The sequence below is a fragment of the Arthrobacter sp. 05N33_2 genome, assembly GCF_056397425.1.
On sequence record NZ_JBFTNJ010000007.1, the window covers coordinates 20,257 to 38,525 of the forward strand.

Annotated in this window: 16 protein-coding genes; 5 read left to right on the forward strand and 11 right to left on the reverse strand. The window is 66.5% G+C overall.

The annotated features are described in order from the left end of the window. From AC1DHX_RS06360 to AC1DHX_RS06395, 8 genes are all read right to left on the reverse strand, one after another. The gene (locus AC1DHX_RS06360) at positions 1–414 is read right to left on the reverse strand and encodes a hypothetical protein (protein WP_476859956.1); all 414 of its coding nucleotides are present in this window, start codon (positions 412–414) and stop codon (positions 1–3) included. Positions 415–621: 207 nt separating this feature from the next. After that, complete coding sequence (locus AC1DHX_RS06365) at positions 622–2,331, reverse strand: phospholipase C (RefSeq protein WP_476859955.1); 1,710 nt, start codon at positions 2,329–2,331, stop codon at positions 622–624. Positions 2,332–2,412: 81 nt separating this feature from the next. Continuing rightward, on the reverse strand, positions 2,413–3,420 hold the full coding sequence (locus AC1DHX_RS06370) for a DUF6454 family protein (RefSeq protein ID WP_476899911.1): 1,008 nt from the start codon (positions 3,418–3,420) through the stop codon (positions 2,413–2,415). Between the two features lie 174 nt (positions 3,421–3,594). After that, positions 3,595–5,136, reverse strand: coding sequence for a glycoside hydrolase family 32 protein (locus tag AC1DHX_RS06375; protein ID WP_476899912.1), 1,542 nt, complete (start codon positions 5,134–5,136; stop codon positions 3,595–3,597). A gap of 36 nt (positions 5,137–5,172) precedes the next feature. Beyond that, the gene (locus tag AC1DHX_RS06380) at positions 5,173–6,060 is read right to left on the reverse strand and encodes a carbohydrate ABC transporter permease (protein WP_374706634.1); all 888 of its coding nucleotides are present in this window, start codon (positions 6,058–6,060) and stop codon (positions 5,173–5,175) included. Between the two features lies 1 nt (position 6,061). Next, positions 6,062–7,021, reverse strand: a complete 960-nt coding sequence (locus AC1DHX_RS06385) for a carbohydrate ABC transporter permease (RefSeq protein ID WP_476849686.1) — start codon at positions 7,019–7,021, stop codon at positions 6,062–6,064. A gap of 83 nt (positions 7,022–7,104) precedes the next feature. Next, positions 7,105–8,400: a sugar ABC transporter substrate-binding protein gene (locus AC1DHX_RS06390; protein ID WP_476859952.1), complete on the reverse strand. Its 1,296-nt coding sequence runs from the start codon at positions 8,398–8,400 to the stop codon at positions 7,105–7,107. Positions 8,401–8,553: 153 nt separating this feature from the next. After that, positions 8,554–9,576, reverse strand: a complete 1,023-nt coding sequence (locus AC1DHX_RS06395; protein WP_476859951.1) for a LacI family DNA-binding transcriptional regulator — start codon at positions 9,574–9,576, stop codon at positions 8,554–8,556. A gap of 226 nt (positions 9,577–9,802) precedes the next feature. On the opposite strand from AC1DHX_RS06395, the gene AC1DHX_RS06400 reads away from it, so the two are divergent. From AC1DHX_RS06400 to AC1DHX_RS06410, 3 genes are read left to right on the forward strand one after another with little or no spacing between them, the layout of a single operon-like run. Continuing rightward, positions 9,803–10,579: an electron transfer flavoprotein subunit beta/FixA family protein gene (locus AC1DHX_RS06400; RefSeq protein WP_476859950.1), complete on the forward strand. Its 777-nt coding sequence runs from the start codon at positions 9,803–9,805 to the stop codon at positions 10,577–10,579. Positions 10,580–10,590: 11 nt separating this feature from the next. Then, entirely contained in the window at positions 10,591–11,574 is a 984-nt protein-coding gene (locus tag AC1DHX_RS06405; protein WP_476859949.1) for an electron transfer flavoprotein subunit alpha/FixB family protein, read from the forward strand. A gap of 2 nt (positions 11,575–11,576) precedes the next feature. Next, positions 11,577–13,421, forward strand: a complete 1,845-nt coding sequence (locus AC1DHX_RS06410; protein ID WP_476859948.1) for a cytochrome b/b6 domain-containing protein — start codon at positions 11,577–11,579, stop codon at positions 13,419–13,421. Between the two features lie 16 nt (positions 13,422–13,437). Here the strand turns inward: AC1DHX_RS06410 and AC1DHX_RS06415 are convergent, their stop codons facing one another. Beyond that, positions 13,438–14,106 carry an alpha/beta fold hydrolase gene (locus AC1DHX_RS06415; protein ID WP_459385649.1) on the reverse strand — a complete coding sequence of 223 codons (669 nt, stop codon included), beginning with the start codon at positions 14,104–14,106 and terminating at the stop codon, positions 13,438–13,440. Positions 14,107–14,208: 102 nt separating this feature from the next. After that, complete coding sequence (locus AC1DHX_RS06420) at positions 14,209–14,823, reverse strand: TetR family transcriptional regulator (protein WP_476859947.1); 615 nt, start codon at positions 14,821–14,823, stop codon at positions 14,209–14,211. Between the two features lie 83 nt (positions 14,824–14,906). Here AC1DHX_RS06420 and AC1DHX_RS06425 point away from each other — a divergent pair, with 83 nt between their 5' ends. Further along, positions 14,907–15,686: an SDR family NAD(P)-dependent oxidoreductase gene (locus AC1DHX_RS06425; protein WP_476860001.1), complete on the forward strand. Its 780-nt coding sequence runs from the start codon at positions 14,907–14,909 to the stop codon at positions 15,684–15,686. Positions 15,687–15,865: 179 nt separating this feature from the next. After that, the gene (locus tag AC1DHX_RS06430) at positions 15,866–16,348 is read left to right on the forward strand and encodes a hypothetical protein (protein WP_476859946.1); all 483 of its coding nucleotides are present in this window, start codon (positions 15,866–15,868) and stop codon (positions 16,346–16,348) included. A 329-nt stretch (positions 16,349–16,677) separates the two neighbouring features. On the opposite strand, the gene AC1DHX_RS06435 is transcribed toward AC1DHX_RS06430, so the two are convergent. Beyond that, a complete protein-coding gene (locus tag AC1DHX_RS06435) occupies positions 16,678–18,021 on the reverse strand; it encodes an MFS transporter (RefSeq protein ID WP_476859945.1) in 1,344 nt (447 codons plus the stop codon). Positions 18,022–18,269 lie beyond the last annotated feature (248 nt).

An 18,269-nucleotide genomic window follows, 5' to 3' on the forward strand; every position in this document is an offset into this window, starting at 1 on the left:
TCAGCCCACCACACCCGTCTCGGGCCTGCCGGACAGCCGATCCAGTCTCTGCTGCGCGGCCTGCGCCGAGCGGAGACCAAGGCTCTGGGCAATCTGGGGCCAGGTCATCCCCTCGGCCCGCGCCAGGAACAGGAGTGCCGTTTCCAGGCCATCCGTCTCTGCCCGCGCGGCTGACACAAGGGTGAGGGCGGCCCGCACGTCCAGACCATCCACCGGCTCTCCGCGGTCGGTCCCGTTGGACCGCCACAGGACGTGCTGGATCAGGTCACTCGCCGAAGGGGGCTGCCGCTCATCGAGCCAGGGCCGGGGCGGCAGTTCGGAAGCGCCCCGGTCCAGCAACATCCGCGTGGCCTGGCTTTGGCGCTGAGCCTCCGCAGCGTCGCCGCCCGGACGGGTCCAGTCGGTCTCGTTCATTCCAGACTCCATTTTCCCGTCGGCTCGGCACCCCTCAACACCACCAGCTTCTGGCATCAACATCCTGTTGTCAACAAACTGTTGATGCTTCGGTGGGAGGACGAGTCGTTGAGGCGGCGCGGACAGGAACGCCACCCGGCCGTTAGCCGGGTGGCGTTCCAAGGGGGGTGTTTTGCCGGCGGTCCAGGACCGTGCTGTTGCAGGTGTTTACTTTCCGGAGTTGTTGTGGGAATTGTTGTTGCCGTGTTCGGTGGAGGCGACGGCGCCGGTCTGTTCGTTGAGCAGGACCTGGTCGTTGCGCTGTCTGCCGAAGTTGAACATGGCGTTCACCGACCCGGCGGTGGCGTCGGCGGAGGCGTCGCCGATCCGGCCGGTGTGCCAGTTGTCCTCGATGAAGCGCAGGATCGACGCCTGGTCGGTCTGGGTGTGGTCCACAAAGTTCTTCTTCGCGTAGGGGGAAATGACTACCAGCGGCTGGCGCGGGCCGGGGCCGCAGCGGTCAGCGTAGCCGCCGGCCATCGGGACGCCGCTGGCTGCGGCGTGCTGGCACCAGGCGTCGTCGTCGGCGGTGTTGGAGGAGTTCTTTGCCTTGGCGGCGACGTGGTCGTACCAGCCGTCCGAGTCGTCGTAGGCAAGCACCACGGCAGTGTTGTCCCAGTTCCGGGATTTCTGGATCTGGTTCACGGTGCTGGTGATGAAGTTCTGCTCGTCGATCGGGTCAGAGTAGGCGGCGTGGCCGTCCTGGAACATTCCCGCTTTCAGGAAGGACACGGCGGGCATGTTGTCGGTGTTGACCACCTTGTTGAACGCGGTGAGGTCGTACTGGTGGTTCGCCTGTCCGTTGTGGCCGATTTCCGCGTCGGACGCCGGTGCCAGGTGGTGCGGGTTGGCGGTGGAGGCGTAGTACTGGAACGGCTGGTGGTGAGGGGAGTAGTCAACCACGCTGGCGCCGGCGGCGTTCGTGTGGCTGGACAGGCACGACGCCGGGGAGTCCGCGGTCGCGGCGGTGGTCGGCGTGAAACCGCCCTGGAACCAGCCCCAGGACGTGCCCTTGGCGTTGAGCAGGTCGCCGATGTTCCTGCCGCTCATGCCGGCCAGGTTGCCGGTTTTGGCGTGGCTGCTGTTCGAGCAGTCGTCGTGGACCGGGTCCGGGTCGTTGATGACGGTGCCGACGCCGTTCGCATCAGGCAGGCTGACAGCACTGCTCCCGGCCGCCGGGGTGGCCACAGGTTGTCCTGCGGCGGTGTACTCGGTGGCCCCGTGGGTCTGGCCGGATACCAGATTCAGCGCCCCGGGTGTGGAGGGTCCGAAGACAGTGCTGAAGTGGTTGTCGCTCATGGAGTAGTTCTGGGCGTAGTTCCAGATGCCGGTGACGGTGTTGCCGTCGTAGTAGTCCATGGTGAGGCCGGGGCGGCCGTACTGGTTGGTGCCGCAGGCGTCGCGGCTGGTGAACTCGACGAACTTGTCCATCGCCCCGCCGTTGTATGCCTTCTGCTCGGCGGTGTATCCGTGGTCCTGGTCGCAGGTGACGGCCTGCGCCGGCGAGAGCCGGGCAGGCTGCGCCGAGTTGGGGTTGTTCGGTGCCAGGAGGCCGGCGGTGGCCAGAGTGTTGATGTCCTTGGGGGTGTTTTTGGCGGCGGTGAAGGAGGCCGTCGCGGTGCCGGTGCCCTGCTGGGTTTCACCCGGGAGATTGGCGGCCTTGGGGTAGGTGGCGAAGTAGTGGTCGAAGGAAACGTTCTCCTGGAAGATCACCACCACGTGCTTGATTGGCGTCGCGGTACCGTTGTGGTTTTCACCGGCGGAGGCCGGACCTGCGCCGATACCGAACATTCCGGCTGTCAGTGCCGAGGCGGCCAGGGCTGCCGCGCCCGTGGCGGCGACCCGCTTCCGGGTGAATCGTTGTGCTGGATGAGGCATGGGGGTAGCCAATCGTTGGTGTTCAGGGATGCCGGCGGCTGATGGCAGGCATTCGTATGCTGCTTGGGTGAGCGGCCTGCGTTACTTGGCCGGCGTGACCGTGGCCTCGTAGGTGAGGATTTCGGTGCCGTTGCCTTCCTCGCCGTTGTCGGGGGCCACCTTCATGGTGAGGTGCCCGCCGTCGGCCGTCATTTTGAACGGGTTGCGCGTGGCCACATGGCCTGCGGTGGACCACTGCTGGAAGGGGACCTCGCGGATTACGCTGCGGGATTTGAGGTCGATCATCGCCATGCCGCCGAGTTCGTAGGTGGCGCCGGTGCCGCCGGCCGCCGGGGTCTGCGGGAGGTTGGTGATCCCGCTGCAGAGCATCCGGGAGTTGGCCACGTACTGGCAGTCCTGGTAGTCGATGAAGTAGTTCGGGTTCTGCCAGGTCGAGAGCTGCTTGCCCTGCAGATCCCATTCGGCGAAGCGGCRCGAGCCCCAGGTGTTGCCGACCAGGTGGCCGGTCTGCTTGTCCATCACGATGCCGCCGAAGTGGTCCTTCACCTCGAACTGCTTGTGCACGTCCAGGGTGGTCGCGTCGACTCGGTAGATGATGGCGCTGCTGTCCGGCCGGTACTGGGCCACGGGGATCCAGACGCTGGTGCCGTCGAAGTCGATGCCGCCGGGGTGGTACATGTCGCCCTCTCCCAGGACGATGTCCTTTTGCAGGGCGCCGGACTTGTCCATGACGAACAGGTGGCCGACGCCCTTGCCGGGGGTTCGGTCGAAGCCGTTTTGCGGGGTCGGGAACTTCACGGTCGGTTCGATGATCTGAACGGCCGAGAGGAAGATGTGGTCCTGGCTGTAGGCGATTCCCTCCGTGTGGTACGTCGGGAAATTCAGCTTCAGCTTCGACGTCTGCTGCCAGTTCGTGTTCCGGTCAACGCCGTTGAAGGCGTCGGCCAGGGCCGTGTTCCTGTCACCGTGGTTGCCGGCGCCGGTGGGATTGTCTGCGGCCTGGGCGGCCGCGGTGATGCTGATTGCGGACGCGGCCAGGACGATTGCTGCGGCGGCCGTGAGGATGCCTCGGGTGTGAGTCGTGCTCATTCGGGAGCCTCTCAAAGGTTGGATCTCAACAAGAGATCGCAACGCTACTTCCCGGTAATTAATCCCCGATACGGGCAGGTGAACGGCAGATGGCCGGCAGCGGTCCGGCGGACCGGCTTCGTTTCAACACGGATCTGCCCCCCGCCGTCGCTGGCTTTGGGCCCTTTCAGCCGCTCAGGCGAGGACGGCGAGGCCCGCCAGGGTGCTGCCCTCGCCTTCGGCCAGCAGCCCGACGGCGGTGCCGGAGTTCGCGGGAAAGACCAGATCGGTGATGGTGGCCAGGCCGTCCTGCGCGAAGACCTCGACCGAGCAGCGGTCCAGGAAGACCCGGAGCCTTAGCCGGCCGTCCTCCAAGGACACGGCAACGTGCTCCACCGACGGGAACGACTCGTGGAACCCCACGTTGCCGGATTCGGTCCGGTCCAGGCTGAGCTCCGCCGTGCGGCAGTCGTAGGCCAGGACAGTGCGCGCTCCGGCTCCGGGCCCGGACCTGGAGCCGGATTCCCCGTCCGTTGCGCCGCCGGCCCGGAGCACCAGACCCACCCTGCCGGCGGCGCCGGGCTCGAAGTCCGCATCGATGCGCAGCACATCACCGCAGGCCTCGGCCGGAAGCCAGGTCACCCCGTCCGCCAACGGCTGCCGGTCCAGCGCGAACACCTCGGTACCGTGGGTGTGGAACGGGTCCACCGCCTCCTGCACCAGCACCGGGCGGCCGCCGCGGCACACCAGCCTGACCTCGCGGACCAGGGACATCGCGCTGCGCCAGCCGTCCGAGGGCGTTGAGGCGGCGTACTGCCAGTTGTTCATCCAGCCGATCATGAGCCGCCGTCCGTCCGGGACGTTGCTGAACGACACGGCCGCGTAGTAGTCCCGGCCCCAGTCGAGCCACCCGTAGTCGGCCATCCGGCTGTCGTCGGCCTGCACGCCGTCGGTGACGGTGGTTTCGGAACGGAACGTCACGCCGTCGAAGGTTCCGATGAAGTACTGGCCGCCCGATCCGCCGGCGATGCCGCCGGGGCTCAGGTTGACCACCAGGACCCACCGGGTGTTGGAGGCGTCGCCGTCCACCGGCAGTTCGAAAAGGTCCGGGCATTCCCACACCCCTTCCGTGGCGTTCGCCGGGCCGAAGGTGCTCAGGTACTCCCAGACCAACAGGTCAGCCGACTTGTAAAGGACCACCTCGTGGTGGACCGCCTCGACGGCGACCATCACCCAGTAGCTGCCGGCGGCGCCGTCGTGCCAAAAGACCTTGGGGTCGCGGAAGTCCGCGGAGGCGCGGTCCAGCACCGGGTTCCCGGCGTACTTGGTCCAGGTGGCGCCGTCGTCCGTGCTGTAGGCGAGGGACTGTGCCTGCCGTCCGGCGAGCGGTGAGGCGGGCGAGTACGCGCTGGTGTAGATGGCCACCAGCGGGGGCACGCCTCCGACGCCGAAACCGCTGGTGTTGTGGACATCGACCACCGCGGAGCCGGAAAAGATGGCCTCCTGCTCATCGCAGGCGATGGCCACGGGTTGTTCGTCCCAGTGCTGCAGGTCCGTGGAGGTGGCGTGGCCCCAGGACATGTTGCCCCACTCCTCGCCGTGCGGGTTGTGCTGGTAGAAGAGGTGGTAGATGCCGTTGGCGTAGACCAGCCCGTTGGGGTCGTTGAGCCAGTTGCGCTCCRCCGAGTAGTGCCACTTTGGCCGGTACTGGCAGTCGAGTTCTGTGAATGCTTTCATGAGGGTTCTTTGCAGGCTTTCGCGTGAGGAGGCTGGTCAGCCCTTGACGCCGCTGGAGGCGATGCTGTTGATGAAGGATCGCTGGAACGCGATGAACAGGACCACCACGGGAATGGTGATGAGGGACGCGTAAGCCATCACCTCGCCCCAGGAGACGTTGAGCTGGAAGAAGTACTGGATGCCGATCATCACCGGGCGGAGTTCCTCGGACTGGACCACCATGAGCGGCCAGAGGTAGGAGTTCCAGGCGGGCAGAAAAGTCAGGATGGCCACGGTGGCGGTGGCCGGTCCCGCGAGCGGCATCACCACCTTGCGGTAGATGGTGAACCAGCCCGCGCCGTCGATCCGGGCGGCCTCGTCCAGTTCCTTCGGGATGGACTCGAAGTACTGGTGAAACAGGTAGATGGAGAACGCGTTGGCGATGAACGGGATGATCTGGACCTGGTAGGTGTCCAGCCAGCCCTTCGAGATCTCGAGGCTGAACCCGTTGAGCTCAAAGTACGGCAGCTGGTTGACCCACCACACCAGCGGCAGCGCCAGCGTCTGGAAGGGCACGATGAGGGTGGCGAGGATCGCGGTGAACACCACGCGCTTGCCGCGGACCTCCATCCGGGACAGGGCAAACGCGCAGAGGCTGTTGATGAAGATGCCGAGCACCACCGTGACGGCGGAAATGCCGATGGAGTTGATCAGGAAGCGGGCGGCCGGCACCCGGTCGAACACGGCAGCGTAGTTGTCCAGTGAAATGTTGCCGACCGGCAGGAACGCCGCCACCGAGGACATGTCGCCGAAGATCTGCTGGTCCGGCTTGAGCGAGGACACCATCATGAACACGATGGGGAAGGCGGCGACGGCGGCGAACAGGAGGCGGACCGCCGTGGTCGCGGCATTGCCGAGACCCTTGGAAATGAGTGTCTGTTTCACGTCAGTCCTTCTCTCGGGTCAGGTAGCGCTGCACCGCGGAGATCAGCAGCACGAGCACGAAGAACACGAGCGAGATGGCCGAGGCGTAGGAGGTCTCCTGCTGCTTGAAGCCGGAGCGCACCGCCTCGTAGATGATGGTGGTGGTGGAATCGAGGGGCCCGCCCTGGGTCATGACGCTGACCTGGTCGAAGAGCCCGAGCGCCTGGATGGTGATGGTCACCAGGACCAGGGTGCGGGTGTGGGTGAGGCCGGGCCAGGTCACGAAGCGGAACTGGTGCCAGCGGCTGGCCCCGTCGAGTTGGGCGGCCTCGTAGAGTTCCCCGGAAATGCTTTGCAGGCCTGCGAGCCAGATGATCATGTGGAAGCCTGCGGCCTGCCAGATGGACAGGGCAATGATGGCCGGCATGGCGGTGGCGGGATCGTTGAGCCAGTCCGGGCCGTTGATGAGGCCGAAACTGGCCGCCGACAGCAACTCATTGATCAGGCCGTCCTTGCGGTACATGAACATCCACAGCAGGGACACCACCACCATGGACGTCACCACGGGAAGGAAGTAGATGGTGCGGAAGAAGTTCACGCCGCGGAACTTCTTGTTGATCAGGAGGGCCATCGCCAGGGCGAGTCCGGACTGGACGGGCACCACCACGACGGCGAAGTAGCTGACGTTCAGCAGTGAGCGCCAGAACACGGGATCCGCGAAGAGCCGCGCGAAGTTGTCCGTGCCGACAAACTCGACGGGCCGCGGGGAAACAAGCCTGGCGTTCGTGAATGCCAGGCCGAAGCCCAGGATCGCCGGGAGAAAGACGAAGGCGAGCAGGAGGACCGCGGCCGGGGCGATCATGCCCCACCCGCTGATCTGTTCGCGAAGGTGGCGCGGCCGGCGACGCGGTTTGCTGGGCGGTGCGGCCGGGGCCGGGTCCGCCAGACGGCGGCCGGGGGAGGGGAGTTGGGTGGTTGTCATGGTTTTCTCCGTCGACAGTCAGGGCCTGAGGTACTTTCGACGGCGGTTGCGCACCGCCGTCGAAAGTACCGTTTGGCAGCCGGCTAGTTCTTGTAGCCGCCGTTGGACTTGATGTTGGCGTCGATGGCCTTGACCGACTTGTCCAGCGCCGTCTTGGGGTCGGCGCCGGCCAGGATGTCCTGAACCGCCTTGCCGTATTCGGTGGCGATGAAGGGATAGGCCGGGGTCTCGGGACGCATCACCGCGTAGTTGCGGGAAAGTTCCATGAAGATCCGGTTCGTGCCGTCCTTGGCATATGCGGGGATGAGCGCGGCGGCTTCGTCGGTGGCCGGGATGGTGCCCGTTGCCTTAGCCACCGCGGCCAGGTTTTCCGGCTTCAGTGAGTAGGAGAGGTAGTCCATGGCTGCCGCGGAGTTGTTGCAGCCGCTGGTCACGCCCCACTGCCAGGAGGCGCCGCCGATCTTGGGGCCGGTCCCGAGATCCACGGACGGCATGACCACAAGGTCCTTACCTACCGCTGCGCGTGCCTTGTCCGCGGCCCAGGAGCCGGTGTAGAGAAGGCCGCTCTTGTTGTTGAGGAAGTCCTGGGTGGAGTCCTTGCCGCTCTTCTTAGCCATGAAGCCCTGGTCGGCAAGGCCGCGGAACCACTGGGCCCACTCGATGGCCTTGTCGCCATTGAGGACGCCGTCTGCCGACTGGAACCCGTCGCGGTTGATCAGGTCCCCACCGAAGGACTGCAGGAACGGGGAGTAGGCGTAGGGCAGCCATTCGCCGGTTCCGGCGGTACCCATGTCCAGCGGGTATTCCCACTTGCCCAGCGCCTTGAGCTTGGTCAGCGCGTCCTGGAACTCGTCCTTGGTCCACGGCTTCTCGACCGTGGCGACGCGGATACCGGCTGCCTTGAGGTCAGAGGCGCGTGCGAGCATCGCCAGTGCGACGTCATAGGTGCCAACGGCGTAGGTCTCGCCCTCCCATTTGGCCACCGTGCTCGGCAGGTTCTTGGAAACATCCGCGTCGAGTTTCAGGGGTGTCAGGTACTTCGCCCAGGCCCAGTTGGGAACATTGGGGCCATCGATGTCAACAATGCAGGGGAGCTTTCCGGCGGCCGCGGCCGAGACCACGGAGTCGTTGTAGGAGTCCTGCGGGAACGCCTGGACCTTGATCTTGGCCTTGGCACCGGCGCTCTTGTTGTAGGAATCGACGATGTTTTCAACCGCCTTGAGTTCTTCGGCGTTGCCCGCGTTGTGGGTCCACATGGTGATCTCATTGGAGCCGGCGGACGGGGCGGAGGCGCTGCCCTTGCCGCAGGCGCCCAGGGAGCCGACAAGTGCCGCCGCAGCTACACTGGTGGCGAGGATCCGGGTGAATCGCTTGTTCATGATGGTCAATCTTTCTGCTGAATTTGGCGTGGGAGATTGCCCCGGGTCCTTCGGGACGCGGCCGGTGCAACGGCTGCGTCCCTTCTTATTGCGGTCCCCGGGCGGCGGAGCAGTGGAACGGTGTGGTGCTGCCGGCTTGATGCCGGCAATCGGCTAACTTGGCGGCGGGCCGAGCGACCCCCGCTCAATCAGGGGGCAGTCCAGTTGCGTCTGGACTGCGGGTGCGCCGGGATTTTCGATGTCGTCCAGGATTCGGTGGACCGCCCAACTGCCCATTTCGTAGTGGGGGAGGGCTACGGTGGTGAGCCCCGGCCAAAGGGCGTCCGCGATGATTTCGAGATTGTCGATTCCCACAATGGACACGTCCTCCGGAATGCGYAGGCCCAATGCGGTGGCCGCCTGGTAGGCGCCCATGGCAACCCTGTCACTGAAGCAGAACAGTGCTGTGGGGCGGTCGGGCTGACCGAGCAGGCCCAGCGCGGCCTCGCGGCCTCCCGTGGTTTCGGGCTGGCCGATCACGAGGTGGCGGGGGTCGTGCTGCAGGCCGTGCCGCCGGAGAGCGTTGAGGAAGCCCTCCCTGCGGCCGTGCGTGGCGGGGATGTCGTCGATGTTGTTGATCATCCCGATCCGGGTGTGGCCCGCCTGGATGATTGCTTCAACGGCCGTCTCGGCGGCGCCCACCTCGTCGGGGATAACCGAGGAAATGGACTTGTCGTCAGTGATGGAATCCAGCAGCACGGTGGGAAGTCCCTCCAGTTCCGCGGGGACCTGCACGCTTTGGTGGTACATCCTGGCGTAGACCACGCCGTCCACCTGGTGCTGCCGCAGCATATTGATTTCACGGTTTTCCAGCTCGCTGTCCAGGCCCGAATTGACCACCATCACCACGTAGCCGCGGTCGTAGGCGGCGTCCTGCGCCCCGCGGATCATGGCCCCGGCAAAGGGGGTGGTGGTGATTTCGTCACTGACCAGGCCAAGGATCTGGGAGCGCTGGTTGCGCAGTCCGCTGGCCATCTTGTTCGGGGCGTACCCAAGATCCCTGGCCACGTCCCGGACGAGTTGCTGCGTCGCTGCCTTCACCCGGAAGCTCGTGGCGTCGTTCAGGGCATGCGACACCGTGGTGACGGAGACCCCGGCGGCCTTGGCCACGTCGCGTATTCCCACTCTTGTCGTCATTGACTTCCCTTTGCAAAACGTTTTGTATCTGGTGTGAGACACGTTACACAAAACGTTTTGCAGTTGTCAACGGGACGTCCGGCTTTACCTTGATCCCGGTCCCATGGCCAGGCACTTCACTTCACGACACGGGCTCTGTCAGCCGGAAAGGGCACTAGTTTCGTAGACTCGATGGGTTCGACAATGTCTCCTCTCCAGGGACAAGCCGCCACAGGAAGAGCCATCGATGAAGATTATCGTCCTAGTAAAGGAGGTCCCCGACACGTACGGGGACCGAAAACTGAACCTTGAAACCGGCCTCGCCGATCGAGGAGTCAGCGAGGCAGTCATTGATGAGATCGGTGAGCGGGCCCTGGAGCTGGCACTGACGCACGCCGACGCGAACGAGGGCACTGAGGTCGCGATTCTTTCCCTCGCCCCCGAAGGTGCGACGGCAACCATCCGCAAGGGGCTTGCGATGGGCGCGGGAAGCGCCACCCACGTCTCTGACGAGGCGCTCCGGGGTGCGGATCTTGGACTTACCGCTGAAACCCTCGCCGCAGCGATCCGCCGCATGGGGTTTGACCTGGTGATCACCGGCAACGTCTCCACTGACGGATCCGGCGGCATGATTCCCGCGATGCTTGCAGAATTGCTTGACGTGCCGCATGCCACCGGCCTCAGCTTCGTCGAGATCAGCGACGGTGCGGTGTCTGGCTCCAGGGCCGTTGACTCCGGCGTGCAGAAGGTCTCAGCCAACCTGCCCGCGGTGATCTCCATTACCGAGGCACTTCCCGAGGCGCGCTTCCCGAACTTCAAGGGCATTATGGCCGCGAAGAAGAAGCCCCTTGAGGTCCTGACCCTCGCGGACCTCAGGGTCACGGCCGACAATCCGGAGGCGGCGCGTTCGATCATGCTGACCGTTGCGGAGAGGCCCCCGCGCGCGGCGGGCGTGAAGATCATCGACGAGGGTGATGCCGGCGAGAAGCTCGCTGAGTTCCTGATCGAAAACCGACTGGCCTAAGGATCAACGACATGACTGAATTCCCTCGTGACGCAATCCTCGTTGTCGTGGAAGCCCGGGCATCCGGTGAACTCGAGAAGGCTGCGGCCGGGCTCTTCGGTGCCGCCGCTGCCGTTGGCACCCCGGTTGCATTGGTACTTGCCTCACCCGGCGCCGGGAGCGCCGCCGCCGCGGAGGCAGCGGCCCTTGGTGCCGCGCGCGCACTCATCGCGGAGAGTCCGGATCCTTCCGTGCTTGGGGTGCCGGGCGTTGACGCGCTTGCCGCCGCCGTGGAGCAGGTGCAGCCGGACGCGATCCTGATTTCGCATTCCCTGAACGGGCGCGACCTCGCCGGCCGTTACGCTGCCCGTTCCCGTGCGGCGATTTCCTCCGATGCGGTCGATGTGTCCCGTGATGACGAGGGCGTCGTGGCACACCACTCCGTCTACGGCGGCGCCTACAACGTGACGTCGACGTCCACGTTTGGGGCGCCGGTGATTACGGTCCGCCAGGGCTCCATCGAGGCGCGGGCGGCGGCTCAGCCGCAAGCGTCGGAGACCTTGGCCGTGACGGGCTCCGCGAAGCCAGCCGCCCGGATCGACTCCTTCGAGGAGGCGCCTGCTGCCACTTCGCGGCCGGAGCTGCGTGGTGCCGCGAAGGTTGTCGCCGGTGGCCGCGGCCTCGGSTCGGAAGAACAGTTCGCACTCGTTGGACAGCTCGCCGATACCCTCGGTGCCGCCGTTGGTGCGTCGCGCGCCGCGGTGGATGCCGGCTACGTCCCGACGGCGCATCAGGTCGGCCAGACCGGGGTTTCCGTGTCACCTCAGCTGTATGTCGCGCTGGGCATTTCCGGCGCGATCCAGCACCGGGCCGGCATGCAGACCGCGAAGATGATCGTCGCCATCAACAAAGATGGGGACGCGCCGATCTTCGAGGTCGCGGACTACGGTGTGGTCGGCGACGTCTTTAAGGTTGTTCCCCAGCTCATTAGCGCACTTGAGGCCCGGAAGAAGTAGCAATGGCAACTCTGTCTCGGTCCATCCGGCGGGGCCTGCCGCGCGTCGAAGGTGGCGAACCCTGGCCTCCAGCAGGCCAGGCGCCCGCACACATTGCCACGGCAGAAGCGGCAGAAGCGGCCGATCTGCCGACGTCAGTTTCCGCGGTGGAATCGGCCGCGGCCGCCGCGCCCTCCGCCCCGGCTGCTGTCGAGGAAACGGCGCCGGGTGCGGCGCTGTCCGCGCCGGGTGCGGCGCTGTCCGCGCCGGTCCCGGCGGTGATTCCAGGCTCCGCGGTGGCGCGGCAGCTTCGCCGCGGCCTGCCGCGCGTGCCGGGCGGTGAACCTTGGCCGCCAGCGGGAGAAGCTCCGGTATCGGAGGCGGCTCTGTCCGGGGCTCCGGCCATCGGCGCCACGGCGGCATCTGCCGTAGATGTGGCCGCAGATGCTGCCGTGGCTGGTGCTGCTGAGAAAGCAGCAATGCCGGCGGCGGCTGCAGCTGCTCCGGCAGCCGCGCCTGCCACACGGATGACCGGAACCGCCTCGCTGCGTCGCGGGCTTCCCCGTGTCCCCGGTGGCGAGCCGTGGCCGCCGGCTGGGCTTGCTCCGGCGGCCGCTGCCGCCCCTGCGGTGCAGACACATCCCGAACGCGTTGCCGACGCTGTCCCTGACCCGGCTGCCAGCGTGGTGAAGGCCGACGTCGAGACGGAGCCCTCGGCGTCGAGTGCACCCGCACCCGCACCGGCGGCCACCACCGTCCCGGCACCCGCGGCGCAGCCCGCCGTCACCGTCCCGGCACCGGTGGCGCAGCCCGCCGCCGTCGCGGCACCCGCGGCCACGACCGCCCTAGCGCCCGCGGCACCCGCGGCCACGACCGCCCTAGCGCCCGCGGCACGGCCCGCCGCCCTGGCACCTGCGGCACGGCCCGCCGCCGTCGAAAAGCCCGTGAAGCCCAAGGCCGAGGCAAGGCTCTACGGCTCACGTACCCTGGGCCGGTGGATCAAGCTCGTCGTGCTCTTCGGCATCGGCGGAGTGGCCGCCGCAGCGATTCTTGTGCTCGCCGCGCGCGGCGTGACGACGCTGCCGGGCGTGCCCGAGTTCCTTGAGAGATACCCCGGCGCTTATGACCTGCCCGATACGGTGGAGCCCGGCTTCCCGTGGTGGGCACAGTGGGCGCACTTCCTGAACATCTTCCTGATGGTGCTCATCATTCGCTCCGGCTATCAGGTACGCACGCAGCAGAAGCCGCCGGCGTACTGGACGCCGAAGCGCGGTGGCAAGAAGATCAGCATTAACCTGTGGCTGCACCAGTCGCTCGACATTTTGTGGCTGGCCAACGGGCTCATCTTTGTGGTGCTGCTGTTTGCCTCTGGCCGCTGGATGCGGATCGTGCCGAGCAGTTGGGAGGCCGTCCCGAACGCGCTCTCCGCGCTCCTGCAGTACATGACACTGGACTGGCCCGTTGAGACCGGCTGGGTGAACTACAACAGCCTGCAGCAGATCATGTACTTCGTGGTGGTCTTCATCGCGGCCCCAGTCGCTGCGATCACGGGTGCGCGCATGAGCGAGTTCTGGCCGAAGAACGCGAAAACGCTGAACAAGATATACCCGTTGGAGGTTGCGCGCGCGGTGCACTTCCCGACCATGCTGTTTTTCGTGCTGTTCATCCTCATCCACGTGTTCCTCGTGTTCGCGACCGGTGCGCTGCGCAACCTGAACCACATGTTCGGTGGCACCGACGTGGTGAACTGGGCCGGGTTCTGGCTCTTCGCGGCCGCCATCGCCATCACGGCGGCCGGATGGTACGCCGCCCGCCCGCTGGTGCTCGCGCCCATCGCGAAGCTGTTCGGCCAGGTGAGCAGCCGCTAGGCCGGAATTCCCACGTTCAGCGGCGCAGCAGGTAATCGACCACACCGTCGGGGTTTGCCAGGGCGAGGAGATGGCCGCCAGGCAGGACGTCGGGCTCTATGCCGAGGCGTTCGCGGGCGAGCCGTTGTTGGAAGGCCAGGGGAAAGAAGCGGTCTCCCTCTCCGGCCAGGACGCGGGTCGGGATCCCGGGCCAGGCCGTGAAGTTGCAGGCCGACTCGAACACCGCGTCTGCTTCGGGGCGTTGGTGCGGTTCGCCTTCCGCGGCGACTTCCGGCGGAACGTCGTGCAGGAAATAGGTGTCCGTGTCGAACTCAGTGCTGTACCCGTGGGCCTGGGCCGCGCTTTGCTGCGCCGCAGCCCAGCCGGTGGTGTCCCACCATGCGCCGGGGGACTCGCCCGGTACGGGGATCATCGCATTCACCAGGACAAGCCCGGCGACGGGGGCTTTTTCGCACACCAGCGGGGCGGTGAAGCCACCCAGCGACTGCGCAACGAGCACCACGTCCTGGCGGCCACCGACGGCTTCGAGCACCAGGCGCGCGTACTCGGGCAGCCCGGCGCTTTCATCGTCGCCGGGCAGATCGACGGCAACGGCTTCGTGGCCGGCTCCCTGCAGCAACGGAACGACGCGGCTCCAGTACCAGGCCGCGCCGCCCGCTCCGGGGATCAGGACGAATCTGCTCACCGCAGCACCAGCCAAGCCACGACGGCGGGACCCCGGGTCCGGACCGGCAGGCGGCGGCCGTTGGGCCGGCTTCGTTTCGATGCGGATCTCATCTCCCCATTGTCACCCCGCCCGCGTCGACTCCGGCACCCGCAATACCCCCACCGCCGCCACCAAATACGGCACCGGATCCGGGTCCGTCCCGGCGGCCCACTGCATCCAGGCCTCGAACGTCGCGCCGATCAGCGCGGCACACAGATAGCCCGCAACGTCCTCGCGGACGCCAGCCGACACCAGATAGGCCCTGGTCCGCTCGCGCTGCGGCGCCAGTGACTCGTAGGTGCGGCTGGCCAGTTCGGGGTGCTCGGCGATCAGCCGCAGCCGGCCGCGCGTGACCGCGAGGTCCGGCAGAACGGCAACCCCGGCGACGGCCGCGTCCCGCAGCCCGGCCAGGACGTCGCCGCCGGGACCTTCAGCGCGGGCCGAATCGAGCACGAGACGGGAAGCCTCGACCACTGGCTCCATGCCGCCCCAGACGAGCTCGGCCTTGCTGGAGAAGTAGCGGTACAGGCTCTTGCGGCCGATCCCTGCCTCGCGCGCGATGTCCTCCATGGAGGTCTGCTCGTAGCCGCGCTCGGCGAACAGCCGCAGCGCGAGGGCGGCCACGGCGTCGGGATCAATCGTCACCGGCCGCCCAGTGGGGCGCGGAACGGCGGTCTTCACGGTATCCGAAGGCATCCCACCAGTATTCACCCTTACATAATGACACAGGGTGTCATAAGGTGGACCGCATCACCGTCAGCAACGTCTGGAAGGACATCATGGGCAACGAAGCTACATGGCAGGAAGCCACCACCACCGGCCGGTTCGCCGGCAGGACCGTCATCGTCACCGGCGCCGCCTCCGGCATCGGCCAGGCCACCGCCCTGCGCATCGCAAAGGAAGGCGGCCGCGTCATCGCCGCCGACATCAGCAAGGAGCGCCTGGACGACCTCGTGGCCGAGAACGACGGGCTGGACCTGATCCCGGTGGCCGGCGACATCTCCACCGAGGAGACCGTGGCCGCCGTCGTCGCTGCCGCCGGTGGCCGGGTGGACGCTCTGGCGAACGTCGCCGGCATCATGGACAATTTCGCCCCGATCCACGAGGTGGAAGACGAGCTCTGGGACCGCGTCTTCCGGATCAACGTCACCGCCCTCATGCGCCTCACCCGCGCCGTGGTGCCGCTGATGCTGGACGCCGGCACCGGCTCCGTGGTCAACGTCGCCTCCGAGGCCGGCCTGCGCGGGTCCGCCGCAGGCGCCGCGTACACCGCGTCCAAGCACGCCGTCGTCGGCCTGACCAAGAACTCCGCCGTGATGTACGGGCCCAAGGGCCTGCGCTTCAATGCCGTGGCCCCTGGCCCCACCATCACCAACATCGTGGCCAACTGGGGATCCCAGCTCGCGGCCGAACGCCTCGGCCCGCTGATGCAGGCCACGGTCCCCACGCCCGCCACCGCCGCGCAGCTCGCCGCCTCCATCACCTTCCTGCTCAGCGACGACGGCACCAACGTCAACGGCGCCATCCTCGCCTCCGACGGCGGCTGGTCGGCGCTGTAGGTCAGCGGCACCAAAACGCAGGCGGGCGACGGCGGGAAGTCCCGGCGTCGTCCGCCTTCCTGTAGGAAGGGAGCGCACTGGGGAACCCCGGCGTTCGTGGTGGTTGCGGCCGGGAGGGCCTGTTTCTACGGTGCCGACCGCCGTAGGCTATGGGCATCCACCACATCGAGGAGGCACTCATGCGCACGGCAACACCCAAGAACCAGGCCGACCAGTTCCGCCATCTTTCAGAGAATCTCATCTCTCAGCTCACCGAGGGGAGGGAGTGGGCCACTCCCGGGGTCGAGGCGGCATTGAAAAGAGTGGTGGCCGGGCTCGATGCCGGGATTGAATCGGCGTCTCCGAGGATCCAGACCGGACTACGGCGGCTCGCGGACGACCTCGCCGGTGGAGTGGAAACTCTTGCTCCCCGTGTTCAAGAGGGCCTGAAACGGGTTGCACCGAGTGTTGTCACGGCACCCGCCCGGGCTAAGTCGCGGCGGACGGCGTCCGGGAAAGCCTGGGCGATTGCCGGAGTGGCGGCCGTTGCGGTGACCGCGGGAGTCGCGGCCTGGCTCTATGTTCGCCGTGCGGATAACGAGCCGGTGCCGTCCGTGGATACGCAGCGAACCAGGGGCGTGGACCCCGACCTGCGCGCCGCCTCCACAGAGGACCAGGCCTGAGGGACCCTCAGACACCAGGGAGCCCTCTGCGTCCGACGCGGACAGGCCGGTCAATCCTCCAGCGCTGCCGAATACCTATGGGGCTCTTCCCCCGCTGGCCTAGCTGCAAGACCGTCGACTCGGTCAAGGGATGGCGGGCCGCAGAGTTGTGTGCCGTGGGTTCCGCAGGAAGGAGCGGACGACGGCGGGAAATCCCGCCGTCGTCCGCACTGTGTGGGTCTGGTTTCGTCGGCGTTGAGGCGCATAGCGTTGTGCTGCCGTGGGATTCGGCGGGAGCATCCGGAACAACATCGCCTACGGCCGTCTGAGCCTCGCACATTGACCCTGGATTATGCAGGCAGAGCTAGTTCCTTCTCTCCGTCGATTAGGGCGCCGTCATCTTGCTGGGATGGCCGCATTGCCGCGACTGCGCCGCCTGCCACCAGGACTACTACGCCGACGCCCATGTACAGCATGGACGCTGTCCAGTGCGCGTCGAGCAGGGCTCCGGTGATGAGCGGAGCGACGATGGCACCAACGCGGCCTATCCCGATGGCCCAGCCCACGCCGGTGCTCCGGACGGAAGCGCCATAGAGCGCCGGGGTAATTGTGTACATGCCCGCGATGCAGCCGTTGATGAGCATGCCGACAACGCCGCCCGCGACGAAGGCGAGGACCAGCATACCCGCGGTGGAAATGAACATCACCATGGTGGCCGCCGACAGGACGGCGAAGATGACCATCACCTTCCGGCTGTTCCAGCGGATGGTCAGCAGTCCATAGAGCAACGACCCGAAGGTGCCGCCTAAGGTCAGCATCAGCCCGCCGACGACTCCCTGGCTTTCGGTCATGCCGGCCGTGACGAGGAGCCGCGGGGTCCAGCTGTTCACGAAGTAGAAACCGAACATGGTGGCAAAGAAGGCAAGCCAGACGAGCCAGGTGGAGCGGCGGTTGCCGGCTGTGAACAGTTCGGAGACCTTGTTCCTGCGATCATTCTTGGCCGCCACTGCGGGCAGTTCGGTGACGGCGGGCTGTCCGATCTTGCGCGCGATCCTGTTCAGGCGGTCCAAGACATTGCGGGGACGCCGGTTAGCGAGGAAGTCCACAGACTCGGGCAGAAGGACAGCGAGCAGTACGAAGACGGCGGCAGTGCAGATGCCGCCGAATAGAAACACAGAACGCCAGCCGAAGCTGGCCTGCAGAGTCACCGCCGCTGCGCCGCCGAGCGTTGCCCCGATGCCATATCCCGCGGTGTAGATGCTGATGGCCAGCCCGCGCCAGCGCTTGGAGGAGTACTCGCTGGCGATGACATTTGTGCAGGCGAGTATCCCGCCGATACCGAGGCCCGTGACCACGCGCCAAATCCCGAGTTCCACGGCAGAGTGCGCTACGGAGGCCAGCAGCATCCCGGCAGTTGCGAGACCGACCGAAATCAGGACCATGGGCCGGCGCCCGATGACATCGGCAAAGGGCGCGAGGCCCAGCGAGCCGATGGCCATCCCGACCAGTCCGGCGCTTAGCAGGATACCCAGTTCGGCGCCGCTAAGGCCGAAGTCCCGGGTCACGCTGTTGGCGGTGAAGGCCATGGCCAGCACATCGAAGCCATCGAGGGCGTTTAGGACGATGCACAGGCCCACGATCAGCCATTGATACAGAGACATACGGGACGCGTCGATGCGTTCTTGAAGTTGCATGGGACTACTTTCTAGAGGCCACGGACGGTCCGGGCAGATGCTGAAACTGAGGTGCAGAAGATCTGGTGGCTCTTCTGGAGGCGGAGGCCGGGCCTCGTCGTTGAAGGCTGGCAGCCGGGAAACTATCTATACTGATAGGTAAATGTGGCGCGGGACACAGCATAACTATGAACGTAGTTAGTTGACAAGGGGTTTAATGGAGGCGGCGCCCGGCCCTGCCGCAAGGCATCGGCAGCAGGGCGCCCTGA

Coding starts and splice junctions, on each gene's coding strand:
- AC1DHX_RS06435 (WP_476859945.1), bottom strand. CDS start 18,021: ATGCAACTTCAAGAACGCATCGACGCGTCCCGTATGTCTCTGTATCAA.
- AC1DHX_RS06390 (WP_476859952.1), bottom strand. CDS start 8,400: ATGAACAAGCGATTCACCCGGATCCTCGCCACCAGTGTAGCTGCGGCG.
- AC1DHX_RS06410 (WP_476859948.1), top strand. CDS start 11,577: ATGGCAACTCTGTCTCGGTCCATCCGGCGGGGCCTGCCGCGCGTCGAA.
- AC1DHX_RS06365 (WP_476859955.1), bottom strand. CDS start 2,331: ATGCCTCATCCAGCACAACGATTCACCCGGAAGCGGGTCGCCGCCACG.
- AC1DHX_RS06430 (WP_476859946.1), top strand. CDS start 15,866: ATGCGCACGGCAACACCCAAGAACCAGGCCGACCAGTTCCGCCATCTT.
- AC1DHX_RS06425 (WP_476860001.1), top strand. CDS start 14,907: ATGGGCAACGAAGCTACATGGCAGGAAGCCACCACCACCGGCCGGTTC.
- AC1DHX_RS06400 (WP_476859950.1), top strand. CDS start 9,803: ATGAAGATTATCGTCCTAGTAAAGGAGGTCCCCGACACGTACGGGGAC.
- AC1DHX_RS06360 (WP_476859956.1), bottom strand. CDS start 414: ATGAACGAGACCGACTGGACCCGTCCGGGCGGCGACGCTGCGGAGGCT.
- AC1DHX_RS06385 (WP_476849686.1), bottom strand. CDS start 7,021: ATGACAACCACCCAACTCCCCTCCCCCGGCCGCCGTCTGGCGGACCCG.
- AC1DHX_RS06420 (WP_476859947.1), bottom strand. CDS start 14,823: ATGCCTTCGGATACCGTGAAGACCGCCGTTCCGCGCCCCACTGGGCGG.